The following is a 21,144-nucleotide window of genomic DNA, read 5'->3' on the forward strand; positions in this document are numbered from 1 at the left end:
AACTCGCTAGAGGTTATTTATCTAAGACAGTTTAGTGTTTTATGTCCTGAAATAACTTAAAGAGACGATTTGCCCAATAGTCAACATCATAGGTTGTCACAGTTTCATACATTTTAGTCATCCGTTCCTTTTGTTCTTCAGGGGACATGGCTAAAGCTTCATCTATTGCTTGATCCATGCGATCAATCGAATATGGATTGGTCAAAATAGCTTGAGGAAGTTCAATGGCAGCTCCAACAAACTCCGAGAGAATCAACACCCCATCTTTACCTTCATGAGCGACAATGTATTCCTTGGCTACTAAGTTTAAGCCGTCTCGTAGAGGAGCTGTCCAGCAAATATCGGCGGCGCGATAGTAGCAGAATAGATCTTCTAAAGGTAAAGGTTGAGTAAACAGCCGAATGGGAGTCCAATCGAATTGGGCATATTGTCCATTGATGTTTCCTACCAGCTGCTCAATCTGCTTCTGAGCAATTTCATATACTCGCATTCCAGTGGCAGGTTGTACACAAGTCATAACGAGGTTGATCTTACCATGTAAGTCAGGACGACGTTCCAATAAACGACCAAAGGCTTCTAATTTCTCACTATTTCCTTTCACATAGTCTACTCGACCAGCAGCAACCAATAGTTTGCGTCCTTGGAGTTCTTCTTTAATTTGCTCAAGTCTAATTTTAATTTCCGGTTTATTCAGAACTTCAAGAATATTTTTGGGATTAGTCCCCACTGGGAAAGCGTCAATATTAACGATTTTTCCTTTATGGGAGAGCTTTGTAGTTCTTTCAGGTTCAGCTAGAGCAATCCCCACAGAAGTCATGTGTCCAGCCACTTTTTCTCTCTCGACAATTTCCACTGCTCGCAAACTGCGAGCTACACCCACAAAGTTTTCTGAATACCGAGGAATATGAAATCCAACCACATCACAGCATAGCAAACTATCCACAATAGCTTCGCGCCAAGGTAAAATATTAAATATATCTACCGCGGGAAAAGGTGTATGGTGGAAAAAGGCGATGCGAACATTCGGCATTTTCTGACGAATAAAATGAGGAACTAACCAAAGGTTATAGTCATGAACCCAAACTAAGGCATCATCAGCTGCCTCTTTACAAGCAGCATCTGCGAAGAGACGGTTAATTTCCGTAAAGTTCTCCCAATCTGATGACTCACTCGTGAAATGAGAAGGGAAGGAATGGAGAATTGGCCAAAAGGCTTCTTTCGAAGTAATGTGGTAAAAATGTTTAACTTGATCGGCGTTTAGAGGAATACGATGAACGGTGTAATTTGCATCTTCTTCTACAGTAACCTGTTCGGTGAACGTGGCTTTTTCTTCAAGACTAACCTGCTTCCATGCAATCCAAGTTCCTTGACGGACATCAGTGAAAAAGCTTTTTAAGGTTGGGACAATTCCATTAGGACTTTTTTTTGGTAGGTAGTGAATCTTTTCATTTTCCACTACTTCATCATAGGGTTCGCGGTGGTATAGAATAACGAGAGATGATTTCATGATCTATCCTTTGCTGGTTAATATTTATCGCGAGCTGTTAACTTTCTAGACTCTCAACGAAATACTCTGTGAACTTTTTTATTTGTTCTTCTTGTTTAAGAGAACCTATAATTAGAGTCTAGATTCATATGAGCGAGTATTTTGGTAGTTTATTGATTGCTCGCATATTCACATACATTTAGGTTAAAGCTCGTCGTTTAGGTCTACTTTCGTCACCATGAAGTTCTAGCGAAGAGTGTAGTTTTGATTGACTTAATTCACTTGTTTATTTGTTTTGTATGGATTATATGTTGAATATTTTAACATAAATTCACAGTGTTGAGTATGAAATATTTAGGTATGAATTGGGAGCGTTCTCTATCTTGAGACAAGGACTAATGGTTAATAAACTCTAAAGAATTAATAAAACTATGAAAAATTCTCCTATTATCTGGGTGAATGGACCAGCCTAAAACTTTCAACCGAGGTCATATTGACATTAGTCATCATAAGGTAGGACATCATAAGTAATTTAAAAATGGTAATTAAAAAGCAATTTTCTAGTTTTCAAAATCTGCTAGCTACTTCCAAAGTTCCTGTGTTGGTTGATTTCTATGCAACTTGGTGCGGTCCCTGTCAAATGATGAGTCCCATCTTAGAACAGGTTGGTACTCATCTGAGAGGTCGTCTGCAGATTGTAAAAATTGATAGTGATAAGTATCCGAAAATATCCTCTCAATATGAAATCCAAGCTTTACCGACTTTAGTCTTATTTAAGAAAGGTAAACCAGTCGAGCGCATTGAAGGGGTAGTTCAAGCGTCTCAACTAATTCAACATTTACAAATTCTCATCTAAATTGTTGATGGCGAATTATGATTACCTAATCGCTGTTAACTTTTAATGTCAATTTAAGTTATGGACTCACTTAAATCACTTAAAAAATTGAGCTTATCGCGTTCGGCGTTACTTAATTTAGGAGACTCCCCCACGACCGACTTATATATTTTAATGTATTCGACGGCAGATTTATACCAACTAAAGTTTTGGGACATACATCGTTGTTGAAGTTTTTGCCAATCTTGTTTAAAGCGGAACCCCTCCCAAGCTCGGATAATACAAGTTAAAAAGTCTAGAGGCTCATAGCGGTCGAAACAGTATCCGGTGCCTGTATTATTTTCGGGGTCATAAAATGATACTGTATCGACTAGTCCCCCAGTACGACGAACAATGGGGACACAGCCATAACGCATGGCTAACAATTGACTAATGCCACAAGGTTCGAAACGAGAGGGCATTAAGAAAACATCCGAACCAGCATAAATTCGTCGGGAAAGAGCATCATTGTAGAGAAGTTGCACCGAAATTCTACCTCGAAAATGAGAAGCGATTTGCCATAATTGAGTTTCATAATAGCGGTCTCCAGTTCCAACAATGACTAATTGAGCATCAGTGTAAGCCATAAACCGATCTAGGATTTGCATAACGAGGTCAATACCTTTTTGTTCGACTAGACGAGTCACCATCCCCATCAATAAAACATTTTTATTCACCTCTAGACCTGTCTCTTCTTGTAACCCAATCTTATTAGCTCCTCGTATTTCTAGAGTATCTTTTGTGAAGGTTTGATATATAAATTTGTCAGTACTTGGATTATAACTGTCCATATCAATACCGTTGAGAATTCCCACCATATTCTCATTAATGTGAGAAAGCAAACCTTCTAACTTTTCTCCATACTCCGTTGTTTGAATTTGCTGAGCATAAGTAGGAGAAACGGTAGTAACTCGTCCCGCAAATTGCAAGGCTGAAGCCATAACATTATCCCCTTGCATATACCAAGGACACCATGTTACTTGTTCTAAATAGCCACGCCATGGTCCTTGATAAGCCAAATTATGAATAGTAAAAACTGTATTAATATCAGGAGATTGGTTCATCCAAACAGGGATCATTCCCGTATGCCAGTCATGACAGTGAATAATATTTGGTTTCCAGAAATTCCAGGCAAATTCAGCTGCCCCATTGGCAAAAAGAGTAAATCGCCAAAATTCATCTTCCCCATGATAAATACGACGGGGAGTAAAAGCTGGATGGCCAAATAGATAGAGTGGAATATCACTATTGGGCAAGGTAGTCTCATAGACAACGAAATTTTGGAACATAGCAGACCCCTGCCAAATAGGAGTTGGAGGAATTCTTAATTTATCAGCTAAAAAGCCATAATAGGGGATAAAAATCCGTACATCGTATCCTAATTTATGTAAAATTTTTGGTAAAGCACCGACTACATCCCCCATACCTCCGGCTTTTGCGAGGGGGGCGACTTCTGCCGCAACAAATAAAATCCGCATTTTTGCTCCGTGTGTCTTGTTTGCTCCGTGTATCTTGGCGTTAGCGCTCTGATTGATTATACGAGAGTTGATCCCTCTTGAGATAGTTAAATTTTGAATGGTAAAAATCAACTATTGACTTTTTGTTGTTGAAAGGACACACAGTTTTATTTTTAATTTCTTTCCTAGATTTAAAAGTACTTGATAGTAATTGACTTTACTTAAAAATGGTCAATTCGCATTTTCTTAGTTAGCAATATTAATTATAATGTCTTATAAAATGATATTTTAATTGATAAAAAAAAATTATATGCTGTACTAAACTACAAAATTATTCTTTTTCTGTTAAAAATAACATAGAGATAGCTATGGTCATTTTAGTATCATTCAGTACGATTAATCCTATCTAGACTAGTTCGGCATTAGAGAATCTGATTTATCTTAAATTATTGTTGCTAAAGTCAATATTTTATAAATACTATCAAAGCTTTTGTTAGCTAAGTTCTATCAAGAGCTTTAATCAATAATTAAATCAGAGATTAATTCTATTTAAAGAATAGATGTTTAATTATTATTTTAAATAGAAAATCAAAATCTTCTACTTATAGATTAGATAGATCAAGTTGACAATTATTTAGATTAGTCTTTTTTAAAAAAAATCAAAAAGCTAAGTATTTTAATAATCGATTTCTTAAATTAAAAATTAATAATTTTAAACTCTTTAAAACGTTGTATAATTCATGTTTTCTATAAACTTTAACATGTTGAGATAAATTATCTTTATATTGATAACTATTTTTTTATATAAAAACTAACATAAGTATAAACAATAACACTCTTATTTAGATTAAAACTAAGATTCAATTGTAGTTTATTTTTTTTCTATGTTCTTCTCTTAAAAATCCTTGTCCCCATTTGATTGCTCTTAATTTCTTCTTATGAATTTGCTTTTAATAATTTTAAATTCAATAGAAAAATATTTATTTCTTTAAACACTTTGAACAGTTTTAGGTTTGAATACATTTGTAGAATATTTTTAAAAAATACTTTTAACTTTTATCCATTAAAATTTTTAGCTTTTATTTTTGCTATGTCTAAATTAATTAGAACTAATTTAGATGTGTTAATAAAAAAAACTACAATCACTAAAATTAACTTTATATAAACTTTAATAGCTTAAGTTTAGTTGAAAATAATAAATAAAATATGAATGTAAATGATTAATTTTTTATATCTCTAGTTAATGATAATTAAGTTGTATAGTTACTATTTTAAAGTTTTCTTGAAATAAAAAAATTAGAATAATTTGATTAGTACTAAAAATATATCTATTTAATAGATTTAAATAAAGACTTCTATTCAGTAGTAAAAAGCAAAATACATCTAAAATTTATACTTTCTAGTTTTTACTAAAGACACCTTTTAAAAAGTTTTGATCAACCATTGCTTAAACTGAATTTAGTTGACTATTTTCGTTGAAACATACTATTATTAAATATCCTTAAATCAAATGTTTATTTAAAAATGTTTCTTTACATTAGCATTCATGAAATAATATTTTTTGACGTAAAGCTTCTATCGTACCTCTGAAACATAACTTAGGATAAGTTATGTTTTTAACATTATCTTTCTTCAGCTGAGCAATTTATAGATTAATTTAAACTAAATCGTATCATATCGTTCTAAATTAGCCTCAAAAAATTAAGTTTTTTGTTTTCTGTTAGTTCAATAGTTTTTATTATCCTACTTTATACTTATTATTTGTAATGATACTTTTTTGGTATAGGTAAGTTTTTCAGTCTTTTTTAAACATTTAAAAATACACAGATATTGCTTGTATTTATACGATAAGTATCTATCCCTAAGAAATGAACTTACAACTCTATTTTTAAAATATTTATTTTTAATTTAATGGCTTTTAACTTAGAGATTAAAAAGTGTGTATTTCTATCTATTTAAAAAAGACTGAAAAACTTATTAAACTAAATAAGTAATTAATTTAAATACAGGTTCTCAAAAATACTTGAGTAATCTAGTGGATTCTAAGAATAGAAGATTAACTTATATAAAATTTTCGAAAAATCGCTAATTACATTCTCTATAAATCTAATTTTTAGGTAAGGTTCATCTTATTCTACTACAATAGGTAGTAGGATAGGAGCGTTTGTCTAATGAGAGTAAATTTTCTCTTAGTGTAGTTAAATTTCAAGAGTATCAGAGTTACAATACTTCGAGATTGACATATTATGTTATCTACATGACATAATATGTCATGTAGATAACATAATATGTCATGTATTCATGATACTCTACATGGCAGATTACGTCAGTATCAGGTTACATTTTATAAGATAGCTTTTTATATAACGGACTGGTAAACCAACTTTTTCTCTCCATGACTATTTCAATTTCAAACTATTTTAATCTCAAACTGTTTTAATCTCAAATTATTCAGGGCAAAATCCGTAATGAAAAACAATACACTTAATCTCGATTATTCGCACTCTAATAAATCTCAACGTCCTGTTTTGAGAACCCCCTTAATCTATGTTTCTTTAGTTTTGCTAGGAATCGGAATAGGAGTTGGGGGAGCTTATACGATTAGTCAGTCTAAATTCTTGGCAAAACCCAGTGATTCTTTGGAAAAATCTCATATTAATGAACCTTCGGAATTATTTGTTTCTTCTCAAAATAACGGAAGTTTTGTAACTGATGTTGTTAAAAGAGTTGGGCCTGCTGTTGTTCGTATTGATGCTTCTAGAACAGTAACAAATAAGGTTCCTCCAGTTTTTGATGATCCATTTTTTCGCCGTTTTTTTAGTTCTGAAATTCCTGGAGTTCCTCAAGAACAAATTGAACGGGGAACAGGTTCAGGATTTATCTTAAGTAGTGATGGAAAAATTCTTACTAATGCCCACGTTGTTGCTGGAACAAAAGAGGTAACTGTTACTTTAAAAGATGGACGTACATTTGAAGGGAAGGTGTTAGGAACTGATCCTTTAACAGATGTGGCTGTTATTAAAATTGAAGCTAATAATTTACCCAAAATACAACAGGGCAATTCCGATGATCTTCAGGTTGGGGAATGGGCGATTGCTATTGGCAATCCTCTAGGATTAGATAATACAGTTACAACAGGCATCATTAGTGCAACAAAAAGGTTAAGTTCCCAGGTTGGAGTCGGTGATAAACGGATTGAATTTATCCAAACTGATGCGGCAATTAATCCTGGTAATTCAGGGGGTCCTTTACTCAATTCTAACGGACAAGTTATCGGAATGAATACCGCTATAATTCAAAATGCTCAAGGAATTGGGTTTGCAATTCCGATTAATAAAGCTGAAAGAATTGCTAATAAGTTAATTAAAGACGGGAAAGTAGAACACCCATTTTTAGGAATCCAAATGGTAGAAATCACTCCTGAAATTCAAAAGAAACTACAGGAAAATCAGGGACTAGATTTAACAACGGATCAAGGAGTGTTAATTGCCAAAGTTATGCCAGATTCTCCTGCTGAACAAGCTGGATTAAAAGCGGGAGATATTCTTCAGGGGATTGGTGAAATACTCCTAAATAATCCAGGAGAAGTACAAAAAGCTGTGGAAAAAACTCAAGTTGGCGAGATATTACATTTACAGATTGAACGAAATGGAAGTTCTATTAATTTGAATGTTAAAGTAGGAGTGCTACCTAATTAATTAATTATAAATAGTGAATACTTTTATTATTGATTAATCTTTTCTTTTAAAGTATTCTGACGTTAGAAAATAGTAGCAATCACTTAGTTTTTCTAGAAAAGACTCACATGGTGTTTGACATGAAAAGGATCATTAGTAGATTTGGCTTTTTTTCGGGAGCGACTTATCCTTTTCGTCTTCTAGAAATCTTCAGGACTCATCCTTCTCTTTTATCTCATATCATTATTCCTATTTTGATTAATCTTGTCTTAGGAATTGTTCTTTATCTAGGATTATTATACTTTGGTTGGCAAATCAGTCAAACAGTAATGGTAAATTTAATTACTTACCTAGATACGGTTTTAACTAATCTTCCCAGTTGGTTAAAAACCTTAGACTATTTTATACTTGGATTAATATTTTTAGTTAGATTTTTACTGGGAATTATTTTATTAATTTTAACAGGATTTATTCTAGTTCAATTTGGAGTGATTTTAGGTGCTCCTTGGTATGGAAAACTTTCAGAGAAATTGGAAAAATTAAGGACAGGAACAGTTGATGTAATAGAAGTTGGAATAATTTCAGATATTTGGCGAACAATTCTTTTTGAACTCAAAAAATTAGTATTAGTAACTTTGATTGCATTACCGTTATTTTTACTTAATTTTGTTCCCGTTCTAGGAACTTTATTATCTACTGTGGTAGGAATTACTGTAACCACGATGATTATTTGTCTTGATTTTTTCGATTCAATCTTAGAAAGACGGCGGTTACGGTTTCGTCAAAAATTAAGAATTGTTTGGAAAAGTTTGCCAGGAAGTGCAGGATTTGCTTTAGTTTGTTTTTTATTAATTAGTATTCCTTTAGTGAATTTATTAACCATTCCTTTTTGTGTTGGTGGAGGTACTTTATTTGTCTGTGATCGCGTTCTATTAACCGGATCATTACCAAGTAGTAATTTACTTAACGACGTTTAGAAGTTTTTCTTAGTTAGAAAAAGTATTTATCTCAAAATTAATCATCGTTAAATTAAAGTCAATTAATATAGAAAAAAATTAGAAGAGAGTTATTTATTTTTAACAAAAAATTAATACAATATATGCTGAGGTATTTTTTATAAAAAAAATCAAAAAGTTTTTAATAGTGACATTATTAATTTTATCCCAAACAATAAGTGAATAATTATAAAAAAATTGGACATCAAAAAGGTTTTTTAAAATAAAATTGTTGTTGTTAAACTATAAAAACCCAAATATCAAAATTCAGCTATGTAATATCAATTACATATATATAAAATGATATGTAACTGTTAATTTTTTAGAAATAGTTCTAATAGCTATCTATACTTTTTAAAAATCTCTTTTATTGTATTAGTTTTTTACTTTTTATTTTTAGTGATTACTTTATGTCTTCCAGTAAATTGGATCTAAGTTTACTGGTCAATACCCGATTCCTAATATTTAGATAGACATTTATGAATAAATTATTTTTGAAATATAGAAAAAATTAATTTTTTAATTTGTTTGTTAAAATTTGTCAAATTAGATGCGATCATAAAGTTAAAAGTTTTAATCAGTTTCTTCTGATGTACATTGATTTAAATTGATCATAACTGCCTACCGATCTTATATTATCTAATCTGTATTTTTACAATAAAGGAACATTAAAAATAACTATCAATAAAACAGTGGATAAAGCTAATTAAATTTCTATACTTGGCTTTTTAATTTTAAATTAAAGGCTTTTGCTCTGAGCGCTGTGGTCTTTAAATTAAACCAATAGAAAAATTAAGGCCATGATGTTAAGAATAGATAATTGGCTCATCTTCAATAAAAGATAAACAGTGTTGAACTAAACAGCCAAAATAAGACTTTCAAACTTTTGTAATGTTTGGTCCAGGTCATCATTAATAAGAGTGTGGTTAAATTCTCCACTGGCCGTTAATTCTTCTTTGGCCCGTTTCAGACGGCAAGTGATGGCCTCTTGTGAATCTTTGCCTCGTTTTCTCAGACGACGTTCTAGTTCTTCTAGAGATGGAGGGAGAATGAAAATTCTTAGAGCATCAGGAAAAGTCTGTTTAATATTTCTTGCTCCCACTACATCAATTTCTAATAACACTTTTGTCCCCAAGTTAATTTTTTTTTCTACCTCAAAACGAGGGGTTCCATAGCAATTATCGGCATATTCTGCCCATTCTAATAACTCTCCCCGGTAAATCATCTCCTCAAATTGGGAGCGTGTGACAAAGTGGTAATCTTTCCCATCTACTTCGCCCCGACGAGGAGAACGGGTCGTAGCAGAGATAGACAAATAAAGGTCATTATGGCGTGCTAGTAAGGAACGAACAAGCGTCCCTTTACCAACGCCACTAGGCCCCGTCAGTACGATGAGCTGTCCTGATGACATGGGGGGATTTTACCTTTAATTACCGTTAGTATGAGTATCTTTGCTGATGACAAATCGATGGGCGACGGTTTCTGGCTGAATGGCTGAAAGTACCACATGACTCGAGTCTGTCATAATTACTGCGCGGGTTCGACGGCCATAGGTGGCATCGATAAGTTGCCCGCGATCACGGGCATCGGTGATAATACGCTTAATCGGCGCTGATTCAGGGCTAACAATTGCGATCACCCGATTAGCAGAAACGATGTTCCCAAACCCAATGTTGATCAGTTGTATGTTTTCCATAGTTGTAACGGCTGTGCCGTTTGAGAAGTAATTGATAAACCACCATTACTAATGGTATCGATAAAAATTAAGACTTACAACGTCAAAACCTATCTAACCATTTATTTTTCAGTTTTTTTCACCTTTTTATCAGACTTTTTTCCCTAATTGCCTTAGGTAGTCTCTACACTCACAACAGACATGATGGTTATCATTACTAAAAAATACCATGAACCTTGAAAAATACCTATATTTTGATAAATTTAGAATTATATAGGTTATTGTCCCGGTATCAATGTTCTCTAACTTTGTTTTGGAGGAAATTTAAATCAATATCAGCAAGACAATCATAATCAAGAAGATTTTCAATGGGGACAAATTCAACGAAGATAATTATTTTTGTGCTCAATGAAATAAATAGATACTCTGTTTTAGGAAAAAATTGTAAAATTTTCGGTGAAGCCACAGAATATAACCTCGGCTCCTTTATAAATATTCTTTGAATATAACATTACCCGATTAATCACACTGTACAATTACTCAGATTATTTTTTGTAGCAAGTTAAAAGTTGACAAAAGAACACGATACACTCAAAGAGTGTGATTTTTACAATTCGTAGATGTTTGCCAATGATTTCAACCGCAGAGACCCTTTTAGGTAAATCTTTAGAGGAATTAACCTATTGGGTACAACAACAGGGACAACCTGCCTATCGAGGCAAACAACTCCATCAGTGGCTATATCAAAAAGGGGCACGATCACTGGAGGATATTTCTGTTTTTCCGAAAGTTTTGCGTAAAAAACTGGGTAATTATCCTGTTGGTCGTTCTAAGATTAATTATTGCACTATTTCCCCTGATGCCACGCGAAAATATTTATTATCTCTTGATGATGGCTTAATTATTGAAACTGTTGGCATTCCTACTACTAAACGCTTGACTGTTTGTGTTTCTTCTCAGGTAGGATGTCCCATGACTTGTGACTTTTGTGCCACAGGAAAAGGAGGCTATGACCGTAATCTTAAAGCTCACGAGATTGTAGATCAAGTTTTAACAGTTCAAGAAGATTTTCAAAGACGGGTAAGTCATGTTGTTTTTATGGGGATGGGAGAACCTTTACTCAACCTCGACGCAGTAATCTCTGCTGTAAAAATTCTTAATCAAGATATGCGGATTGGTCAACGATCGCTGACTATTTCTACGGTGGGACTTCCTCAAAAAATTATTCAATTGGCTAACTATCACCTACAAGTTACTTTTGCCGTCAGTCTTCATGCTTCTAACCAAGCACTACGAGAAAAATTAATTCCTAGTGCAGTCTCTTATCCTATAAAACAATTATTAGAAGACTGTCAAAAATATGTTGAAATCACTCGACGGCGGGTGACTTTTGAATATATCTTATTAGAAGGAGTCAATGATCTACCTTATCACGCCATTGAATTGGCTAATCACTTACGTGGATTTCAAAGTCATGTTAATTTAATCCCCTATAATCCCATTGAAAAAGCGAATTATAAACGTCCCAATCAGCAAAAAACTCAAACTTTTATTGATGTCCTTAAACAACATAAAATTGCTGTTAGTGTTCGCTATTCACGAGGATTAAAAGCTAATGCAGCTTGTGGACAATTACAGTCTTCTCGTATAACTTCAAGCTAATTCTTTTTTAAGAAATAGCTTGAAGTTATATGTGTGTTAAAACTATAAGTTATTTCTGATAAAAGTAGCCCAAGTGTGAAATATTACTATTTTTTGGGTTAGAGAACAATCGACCATTAAATAAATATCAACTGGACAGTTAGTCTCAATAATTTTGGTATGATTGCGGTGATATCGTTGATCAAGACCTACAGAATTAGGACAGCAATTTTTTTTAGTTTTATTTATAGTTGTCTTAATTCAAAGAGAAGATCCTCTTTAAATCAAGACTTATAACGATAAACTAAGTAAATTTAGTCAAAAATACATGAAACCTAGTTTTGCTAAGGTAGTAAGATTTCAAAGACTGTCACTCAATATTCGGTGATGTTTTTTTCTATATTCAGAACATAATAAAATACGAACTAAGTTTCACAGCTAATATCTTAAATTAGTTTAATAACCTTAAATTAGTATAATAACATGGCAACTTTTCTTTATGTACTTTGCTGTCATTGTTAAGCATAGTAAATTTTTTAAACATTAATTTTTAGAAGATAAAAAACAAGTATATCGTTATGGAAACTCCAACTAACTATCACTAAAAACTCATCGTAAATAACTTTTATACAGGTAGCAATAAAGAAATAAAGAAATAAAACAATAAATCATAGAAATGTAACACAATGGCAGTTTAATTATAGACACAGTTTGTATATTTTTTAAAATTACCTTGATAGTAATTAAAGAATTCAAAAAACACTTTATAATAGCAAAAATAAATTAACTTTTTTACTGAAGAAGAGGAAACTAAGTAAAAATCAGAAAATAAACAGAGAACGGAATCAGAAAAAGGATATTTAAAACTAAATAAAATGTGGATTTTTATAGCAAAAAAGTAATCAAAAATAGCCATTATATTCTATAAATAGAATAAGAGAAAAAGTATTAGCTTATGTTTTTAGCAAAGAAAAGATTAAGTATTTTTCAAATTTAAGAAGCTCTTGGAGCTATTTCAAATTAAACATTATTCTTCGAATGAATTAGAAGCCTATAAACGACATATATCTATATATGGACATAGACAAAATTGGAGAGAAGAAAACTTAATAGCTCAAATGTAAACATATTTAACTGAATACTAGAATATAAAAACCAGAAAGAAAGACTATTGGCTTTTCTAAAACTAAAGAAGTACATTAGATTATTCTTAGTATATTTATCAATAAGTAGGAGTTTGATTGTTTGCAATCATGGGGGCAATTTATTGCTATCATGGGATAGTTTAATAAAAATTAAATGCAGAATATTAACCATAAACAGTTAACTCTAAATTTATTTATGTTAGTAGAATTGTTTCTCACAAATATAACTAGATAATTTTTCTGACCAGTAATTTATTATCAAGTCACAAGTAAAAAGACTATTTTAGGAGTTCTAAAAAGACTAAAATGTATAGATTATTATCCACAATGTCAGCGCTGAGTTTGGTTGTATAAAGAATAAGTAAAAAAGATAAAATTCTAAATTTCATATGATAGATATTTTAAATAAAAAAATCCCATAGTTATATGGTTATTTTATTTTCTAACCTAATCAAGAAATATAATTATAATTAACTTATTTTGAAGAAGTGATTGAGTATCTTTAACTTTTTGCTAGTAGAATTAACTGGTGGGTAATAAAACCGACTCGACTACGAATTCTCAATAAATCATTTACTTTTCCTAAAAATACTCAACTTTATATCTCTGATTTTGATATTTTTTTTGAAAAGGACTATGTTGACATCCGTACTGCTTCAGTTTTAGAAAAAGAGCTAATGAAAGTTGACACTCAACATGATAATCTCGAAGAGAAAAGCGCAGCAGTTAGTACATTTTTTCAAGAAAAGATTAGACAAGCTTAACCCCAAACTGAAGAATTAAGAATTGACATCGATGATAGTAGTGTAGCAGTTCTTAATCTTGCCTTGAGAATGAAACATATTAAAACTTTGGAATTCTGGAATGGAAATAGATATTTTGTGATGTAAGATTTAATTGAGAGGATGTTAGAAGATATTTCTAGTGATGAGTTTAAAGAACAAGAATTAGAGGACAGTTAGTTAGTGTTATCCTTAAAGTAGTAAAATCTCCGAGTATTTAATCTTGAGACTTAAACTTATTAATTAACTCATCCTAAATACTAAAACGTAATAACACTCCGAATGGACTTACCTTGGTGCATTAACTCAAACGCATTATTAATCTTCTCTAAGGGCATAATGTGGGTAATTAAATCATCAATATTAATCTTCCCATCCATATACCAGTCAACAATTTTAGGAACATCAGTACGTCCTCTTGCACCACCAAACGCGCTTCCTTTCCAAACCCTTCCAGTGATTAATTGAAACGGACGGGTACTAATTTCTTCTTCTGCACCAGCCACTCCAACAACAGTGGAAACTCCCCAACCTTTATGGGAGCATTCTAAAGCTTGTCGCATAACGTTAACATTACCAATACATTCAAAAGTATAATCTGCTCCCCCTTTGGTCAACTCTACTAAGTACTCTACCAAATCACCATCAATTTCTGTGGGGTTAACGAAGTGAGTCATGCCAAACTTTTCGGCTAGTGGACGCTTAGATGGGTTGATATCGACCCCTACAATCATATCAGCACCCACCATTTTTGCCCCTTGAATCACATTTAGTCCAACACCTCCTAATCCGAATACCACTACATTAGAACCAGGTTCGACCTTAGCAGTATTTACCACCGCCCCAATTCCCGTTGTGACTCCACAGCCAATGTAACAAATCTTATCGAAGGGGGCATCTTTGCGAATTTTTGCTAACGAAATTTCTGGAACTATGGTGAAGTTGGAAAAGGTAGAGGTGCCCATGTAGTGGTAAAGGGCCTTTCCGTCTATAGAAAAACGGCTAGTACCGTCGGGCATGACCCCTAATCCTTGAGTTGGACGAACTGCCTGACAGAGATTAGTTTTAAAGCTTAAACAATATTCACACTGGCGACATTCCGGAATGTAAAGTGGGATGACGTGGTCGCCTGGTTTGAGACTGGTTACACCCTTCCCCAATTCAAGCACAACCCCTGCTCCCTCATGCCCGAGAATGGCTGGAAATAAGCCTTCGGGGTCTTTTCCAGATAAGGTATATGCATCAGTATGACAAACCCCAGTAGCTTTAATTTCTACCAAGACTTCTCCTGCCCTTGGTCCTTCGACTTGTACTGTTTCGATGCTAAGGGGCTTTCCAGCCTCAAAGGCAACGGCTGCTTTGACATCCATTGTATTGTGATTGCCAGTTCTTAGTTAGTCTAATGGCGTATTGACACATTCACACAATAGCAAACTATGTACTTGAATGCTATACCCAGAAGACTGTTTGTAAATATAGAATCAAATATAATCCGTTAGGCAAACTTTCGTCGCTTTCTATAAACTGAATTAATTTGTCATGCTGTAACACTCTTTTTATAGAAAAATTTTAGAGTATACTAGTGCGCACTAGTATACTCTAAAATCAAAGTAAGACTTACTTTATAAACATTTTCTAACAGTTATTAACTAGAGAAAATTATCCTCTGAATTACAAGAAACTTCTGACAAACCAAATAACGTCTTACAGGATATCTCCTGGCCTTTTGCCATTTGTCCGTAAGAAAATACCCAAGGTAAATCATCCTTCAATACTTTAGTTTCACGAAGAAACCAATCCTTAACATAAGGACTTCCATAAATTATTAATCCCTTAACTATCTTGTACTTTAATAATTTTTTATAAATCTTCTGTGCTCTATCAGTTAATCCTGCATTTCCTCGAAATGGATTTCCCCTAACAAATATTTGTAATAGAGTGTTGCGATTGTCCTCTAAAACAAAACTGAGGGTATTTTTATCTACCAACTGCAAATTGTACCCCATCTGTTTAGGAATAGTGACAGCAGGAGTCTGGCGATCTAAAAAATCACAATTAAGAATATCATCTACCACGATTAAATTACGTCGTTTATATTTTTTCTTTAGAGGTAAATTACCTCCCTTCTCACTCGAATATTGGAGAATATGAACAACCGTTTGTTTGGCTCTAGGTTGAGATAATTGATTTAGAGAAGATAAAAGCTGACTTTCAGGGGAACAAATGGTAGTCGATACTTTTTGTTTAGCATGCCAAATTCGAGCTAGAGAAGCTTCTATTCTCTCATGGGTAATGCGTCCTGACTCAACCGCTTGGTAAACTGCCTCAATGGTTTTTTCGGGATCGTGAGGCATTAATAAAATATCAGCCCCCGCCTCTACTGCCATCACCGCCACTTCTTCAGAAGTAGCATAATTAGTTACTCCTCCCATTACCAAAGCATCGGTAACAATTAAGCCTTCAAAACCCAACTTTTCTCGTAATTGACCTGTTAAAATCTTGTTAGATAAGGTTGCAGGTTTTTGTTCATCCCAAGCCCGAATTAACAAGTGGGCCGTCATCACACTATCGACACCAGCCTCTATTGCTTTTTTAAAGGGGACTAATTCCACCTCAGCTAGTCGACACATTTTATGGGGTATAACCGGTAAGTCTAGATGAGAATCAGTGCTAGTATCTCCGTGGCCTGGAAAATGTTTAGTAGTAGTTAGAACGTTGTAGGTTTTAGCCCCGTCTATAAACGCCGTTGCTAAGTGACTAACAATCTCAGGATCATTACTAAAAGACCTGATATTGATTACCGGATTTTCCGGGTTATTATTAACATCAACTATAGGGGCTAATATCCAATTAATCCCGATGGCGAGAGCTTCTTGGGCAGTAATTACCCCCATTTGGGTTGCATATTCAATTGCTTGACCTAAATCTTGTTTAGCAATAGCTCCCAAGGCCATTGGCGGAGGAAACCAGGTCGCCCCAGAAAATCGCTGTCCTACCCCCTCTTCAGTGTCAGCAGCCACTAACAGAGGAGTCTTTGACCACTGTTGTAGCTGTTTAGTTCTTAGGGCTAATTCAGCTCCAGTTCCCCCCAATAAGATAACGCCTCCTAAATTTAAGGTTTGTAGCCAATGGCGTAATTTAGCATTAGGGGCTTCCCAAGTAGGGAAACGAATTTGCTGATCGAACAAGTGGCCAGAGGCACGAACCACTACCATTTGTCCAATTTGTTGTTTGAGAGTTTCGTTAATCAAATGGAATGATGAGTTAGTCACAGGGGTTAATTATTCTTTTCTTAGTCGAGATCATTTTCGTCGGGGAGAGTTTCCTTAATTTGATTGAGTAGATGAACCATTTTATCCCCTCTTTCTAGGGAAAGATCTTGGAGAAAGACCACTTCCGGGGTGCGTCTTAACCGCATTCGCTGTCCCAATTCTCGACGAACATATCCTGCAGACGATTGAAGTCCGGCCATAGTTTCTAATTGAGCTTGTTCACTGCCATAAATACTCACAAAGATTTTGGCATGTTGTAAGTCTCCTGAGACATCAACTGATGTAACACTAACCATTCCTGTCCCCACGCGGTCATCTTTGATATCGTGGAGTAACATTTGACTGACTTCGCGTTTTATCAATGAGGAAACACGAGAAACTCGACGACTAGTGGCCATTCTTGCCCCCTATTGTTCTATGTATTGTTGGCCAAAATTAAGACAGGATATCTCAAGTTGACAATTCTGTTGTCCATAAGGATATCAATATATCACTGTTCTAATTAGGGAAGATAATCCTCATTAATTTTACTCAATCGAGGGATTATCCCAAAGCCGAAGATCCTAAATCAGGGGGAATATCTTGCCAACGCCCAGGCCCAACAGCCCGAATGGCTTCTACTAGGTTTAGGTTTCCTGTATATAGGGCTTTTCCTATAATTACCCCTGTTACCCCTACAGCTTCTAAAGAAAGTAACCCTAATAAATCAGTCAAAGAACTAACTCCCCCCGATGCAATGACTGGAATCTCAACATGACTCGCTAATTCTCGTAAGGCTTTGTGATTAGGCCCGCTCAAAGTTCCATCTCGGTTAATATCGGTATAAATAACAGCAGCGGCTCCTGATCTTACCATTTGTTGGGCGAGGGTTATAGCTAGGACTTCTGAGGTTTCTAACCATCCTCGTGTGGCTACTTTTCCATTACGAGCATCTATTCCTACGGCAATTTTTCCAGGAAATTCTTGGCATAATTCTTGAACTAGAGCAGGATCTTCTACAGCGACAGTTCCCACAATAGCACGCTCAACTCCCAGGTTGAGGAGTTGAGTAATACTAGAACTATTGCGTAAACCTCCTCCTACTTGGACAGGAATAGCAATAGATTTCACAATGGCTTCAATGGTAGTTAAATTGACAAGTTTTCCTTGTTTAGCTCCATTGAGATCTACTATATGAAGGCATTGTGCCCCAAGGTCTGCCCATTTGCGGGCTATTTCCACTGGATTTTCACCGTAGACTTGGGATTGTTGATAGTCGCCTTGATAAAGACGTACACAACGTCCATCAAGAAGGTCGATCGCAGGGATAATATCCATTTTTGATTTATATTTTAGGGTTAATTTGCCTTGATTTTCATTATCCCCTAGAGTTCCACAATTAGAGATTAAAGACAAAAAACCTAATCACAAAACTAGTTTGATGGTTTTTAGTTTTTTAGTGCATTTTCTCTAGAGAAAATGAAGCCTATTGGATATAGAAAGTTAATGAACTGTTCCTCGTAGGGCTTCTGCATCGATAGGTTTTAGTAAATAAATTCGTAATAAATCACCAAAAATTCCGGCAATTAACGGTAATTGACTTAAAAATTTCACAATTTTCGGGACGTTACTTTCTCCAATTTCTTTTATCTTTAAATTACGCTTAGAACATCGTTGTAAACGAGGATAAAATTCAGGACTATCTACATCAAGAATACTGGGAAATGCCCTTGCTGATGTTTGATTTGTTTTACGGATTACTTCTTGATCAAATTCTGTAGCGTTTAACCCTAAAGATTCATAAAAACTAGCTCTTTCATGAACGGTTAAAGTGTGGGTAGCAAAGACAGATAAGAGGAAAAAGCGGCTCCATAATCTAGATTGCCAAGTGTTCCAAAGTTTAGGTTGAGAACGTAATAAGGCAGTAAAAATATCTCCGTGACGATTTTCGTCTTGACACCAGTTTTCAAACTTTTTAAAAATAGGATAGAATAGCTTTTCTGGATGTTTTTCTAGATGATTAAAAATAATAATATAACGCCAATACCCGATTTTTTCAGAGAGATAGACTGTGTAAATTACCCATTCTAATGGAAAAAATGTATAGGTACGGGTTTTAGTGATTCTTCCTAGATCCAGAGATAAGTTAAAGTCCGCCATTGCCTTATTCAAAAATCCCGCATGACGGGCTTCGTCACGCGCCATCAAGTGGAATATTTCTGATAAAATTGGATTGCGACCTCTCAATTTTCTAGAAAGTTCTTTGAACAAAAGAAACCCGGAAAATTCTGAAATACAAGACCGTTCAAGATATTCAATAAATCCTTTTTTCACAGTTTCATCTAAATGATCCCAAGAACCTGTATTGAATTCTTCATCACGGACAAAGTGGTGGCGATTGTAGTCTTTTCTCATCTCTGTCAACATCGCGTTTAATTCTATCTCTTGTTCGGTCAAAGAAAGATTAGCAGCGGCTTCAAAATCTGTTGTGTAAAAACGTGGGGTGAGAAGAGTTTCTTGAATAGGGGCTTTAGTTGTTGATTCGACTTGTGTTGGAGTGACTTGATCTAGTGTGTTAACCATAGTATTTTTATATAACCGAATAGTTATATAAAAATACTATGGCTAAGGATACTTCCTTGGCTAGGGGGTGTTCTTCAACTGTTACGGAATGCTGATATTTAGATCCATCTTCAATTTTGTAAGCAAATAAAATTGATTCATATTGAGTTTAAACTCAATATGAATGACTAGTTAAACCAGAAAACTATTTTTATTTTTTATTGAATTTAAAAGCATTAATCCATCTATATTGGCCTATCTTAATAAATTAAGAACTAGGTTTGATAAAAGTCACAAAAACCAGTTTAACGTATTCGTTGATTTCATCCGTTTAGGTGAAGCAGATATTTTGTTGTTTGTTTTATCCTTTTAGGAGTGGAAATAGATTATTTTTAGTGTGAAATTGAGGATGAAATAACCCTGTACACCCCTTACATCTTCATGAAAGTTATCTTATTGTTCATTAGTCTAAGTTTTTCTCTAACAGTAACGGTGATCGCCTCTGAAACGGAGCCTTCGGCTAAAGACTTAGCCGGAGCTGAACCGAGAGCTTTTGACGACTGGGATTGGGCAGTTGGAGGTAAGTATGCAAATCACATACAACCGGAATCTTACAACTCCAATGGACTAGGTTTGGATGCTTATCAGACTAGAGTTGAAAAACTAAACGATACTTTGGAAATCAATGATCGCCGATTAGGGGATGTTCAGAGGCCGACCCGTCGCCTCCCTTTTGCCGAATTTTAACTTAAATAAACAAGATTTCGTGTTTTATCCCTGTTGTTGTCCTTTAATAATATTCAATTCTCTGAATGATGTTTAATTCTCCAAGTCTCATTGTTCAGAGAAGCACTATAAGTAAACTTACTTCCTATATTGTCATTTAGCTATTTCTTAATGGGACCTTGTCAATCCAGTTAAGTTGCTTTTATGAAATAAAGCTGGATAATTAAAGGCAGTTTATAGAGTATTTTCCCCTTAAAGTGAACATATGGTGGTTTGCAGCAATTGGTGATTGTTGGGTAACTTTTAGTTTTAATAGTCAAAAAGAACACTTAACTATCATGACTCAGCAGTGAAAAAACCAAAATATTGAAAACTTAGGTCAAAATAGAGGCTGAACTTTTGTAGGATTAATGGCTATAGTCTCCTGAAATGAAAGCTTGCCGAATCTTTACTTTTTAAAGCTGGGGGTGATTACCTGTCCTAGAAGAAGATTTTGTCTCTTAAGGCCGTAGACCGATAACTATCCTAAGTTAAGTTTTAATGTAAATAAATCAGAGAAAAATTTATAGAAATAAAACAGCCTTTATGTTTAAACTAAATTAATGGAGTATTAGCAAGCCATTAAAAGTTCTACGAATTTTGTTAGTCACGGACCTAATATTAAGCTATCTCTTAAGAACATTTTGCTGATTATGTAAGCTCATTTTCTTGAACAATTGTTAGCAAGTGAAATATACATAAAGTACTGGAATACCTAATAATGAGTAATAGATACCAGAAAAATCGTTAAATAACAACTAATCACCTACACTAGCAGGGTTAGGATTAACTGTTTACGATGAGCTAAGGATCATTTTATCGTTATCTGTCATA

General features: G+C 34.1%; 14 protein-coding genes. 5 read left to right on the plus strand and 9 right to left on the minus strand.

Features of this window, described 5'->3' with window-relative positions; translation table 11 throughout:
• Positions 1-31: 31 nt before the first annotated feature.
• Positions 32-1,507: a glucosylglycerol-phosphate synthase gene (gene ggpS / locus P3F56_RS00945; RefSeq protein ID WP_281152907.1), complete on the minus strand. Its 1,476-nt coding sequence runs from the start codon at positions 1,505-1,507 to the stop codon at positions 32-34.
• 517 nt (positions 1,508-2,024) lie between these two features.
• Between ggpS and trxA the strand changes: the two genes are divergently transcribed.
• The gene (trxA, locus tag P3F56_RS00950) at positions 2,025-2,342 is read left to right on the plus strand and encodes a thioredoxin (RefSeq protein WP_281152908.1); all 318 of its coding nucleotides are present in this window, start codon (positions 2,025-2,027) and stop codon (positions 2,340-2,342) included.
• 53 nt (positions 2,343-2,395) lie between these two features.
• Here trxA and glgA read toward each other — a convergent pair whose 3' ends face one another.
• The gene (gene glgA / locus P3F56_RS00955; RefSeq protein ID WP_281152909.1) at positions 2,396-3,838 is read right to left on the minus strand and encodes a glycogen synthase GlgA; all 1,443 of its coding nucleotides are present in this window, start codon (positions 3,836-3,838) and stop codon (positions 2,396-2,398) included.
• Between the two features lie 2,447 nt (positions 3,839-6,285).
• Between glgA and P3F56_RS00960 the strand changes: the two genes are divergently transcribed.
• Complete coding sequence (locus P3F56_RS00960) at positions 6,286-7,515, plus strand: HhoA/HhoB/HtrA family serine endopeptidase (protein WP_281152910.1); 1,230 nt, start codon at positions 6,286-6,288, stop codon at positions 7,513-7,515.
• A 119-nt stretch (positions 7,516-7,634) separates the two neighbouring features.
• Complete coding sequence (locus P3F56_RS00965) at positions 7,635-8,471, plus strand: EI24 domain-containing protein (RefSeq protein ID WP_281152911.1); 837 nt, start codon at positions 7,635-7,637, stop codon at positions 8,469-8,471.
• Positions 8,472-9,345: 874 nt separating this feature from the next.
• On the opposite strand, the gene gmk is transcribed toward P3F56_RS00965, so the two are convergent.
• Together gmk and remA are read right to left on the minus strand one after the other, a co-directional pair.
• Positions 9,346-9,900: a guanylate kinase gene (gene gmk, locus P3F56_RS00970; protein WP_281152912.1), complete on the minus strand. Its 555-nt coding sequence runs from the start codon at positions 9,898-9,900 to the stop codon at positions 9,346-9,348.
• A 15-nt stretch (positions 9,901-9,915) separates the two neighbouring features.
• Positions 9,916-10,185 (minus strand): extracellular matrix/biofilm regulator RemA, encoded by a 270-nt coding sequence (remA, locus tag P3F56_RS00975; protein ID WP_281152913.1) that lies wholly within the window; start codon positions 10,183-10,185, stop codon positions 9,916-9,918.
• A gap of 609 nt (positions 10,186-10,794) precedes the next feature.
• Between remA and rlmN the strand changes: the two genes are divergently transcribed.
• Positions 10,795-11,826 (plus strand): 23S rRNA (adenine(2503)-C(2))-methyltransferase RlmN, encoded by a 1,032-nt coding sequence (rlmN, locus tag P3F56_RS00980; protein ID WP_281152914.1) that lies wholly within the window; start codon positions 10,795-10,797, stop codon positions 11,824-11,826.
• A gap of 2,166 nt (positions 11,827-13,992) precedes the next feature.
• Here the strand turns inward: rlmN and P3F56_RS00985 are convergent.
• From P3F56_RS00985 to acsF, 5 genes are all read right to left on the minus strand, one after another.
• Positions 13,993-15,102, minus strand: a complete 1,110-nt coding sequence (locus tag P3F56_RS00985) for an S-(hydroxymethyl)glutathione dehydrogenase/class III alcohol dehydrogenase (RefSeq protein WP_281152915.1) — start codon at positions 15,100-15,102, stop codon at positions 13,993-13,995.
• Between the two features lie 279 nt (positions 15,103-15,381).
• Positions 15,382-17,004: a glycoside hydrolase family 3 N-terminal domain-containing protein gene (locus tag P3F56_RS00990; protein WP_281152916.1), complete on the minus strand. Its 1,623-nt coding sequence runs from the start codon at positions 17,002-17,004 to the stop codon at positions 15,382-15,384.
• A 20-nt stretch (positions 17,005-17,024) separates the two neighbouring features.
• On the minus strand, positions 17,025-17,402 hold the full coding sequence (gene rbfA / locus P3F56_RS00995; RefSeq protein WP_281152917.1) for a 30S ribosome-binding factor RbfA: 378 nt from the start codon (positions 17,400-17,402) through the stop codon (positions 17,025-17,027).
• Positions 17,403-17,547: 145 nt separating this feature from the next.
• Positions 17,548-18,321, minus strand: a complete 774-nt coding sequence (gene hisA / locus P3F56_RS01000; protein ID WP_281153662.1) for a 1-(5-phosphoribosyl)-5-[(5-phosphoribosylamino)methylideneamino]imidazole-4-carboxamide isomerase — start codon at positions 18,319-18,321, stop codon at positions 17,548-17,550.
• A gap of 165 nt (positions 18,322-18,486) precedes the next feature.
• Positions 18,487-19,566 carry a magnesium-protoporphyrin IX monomethyl ester (oxidative) cyclase gene (acsF, locus tag P3F56_RS01005; protein WP_281152918.1) on the minus strand — a complete coding sequence of 360 codons (1,080 nt, stop codon included), beginning with the start codon at positions 19,564-19,566 and terminating at the stop codon, positions 18,487-18,489.
• 420 nt (positions 19,567-19,986) lie between these two features.
• On the opposite strand from acsF, the gene P3F56_RS01010 reads away from it, so the two are divergent.
• Positions 19,987-20,292 carry a hypothetical protein gene (locus tag P3F56_RS01010; protein ID WP_281152919.1) on the plus strand — a complete coding sequence of 102 codons (306 nt, stop codon included), beginning with the start codon at positions 19,987-19,989 and terminating at the stop codon, positions 20,290-20,292.
• Positions 20,293-21,144: the final 852 nt, after the last annotated feature.

It is taken from the genome of cyanobacterium endosymbiont of Epithemia clementina EcSB (assembly GCF_029919255.1).
GTDB lineage: Bacteria > Cyanobacteriota > Cyanobacteriia > Cyanobacteriales > Microcystaceae > Rippkaea.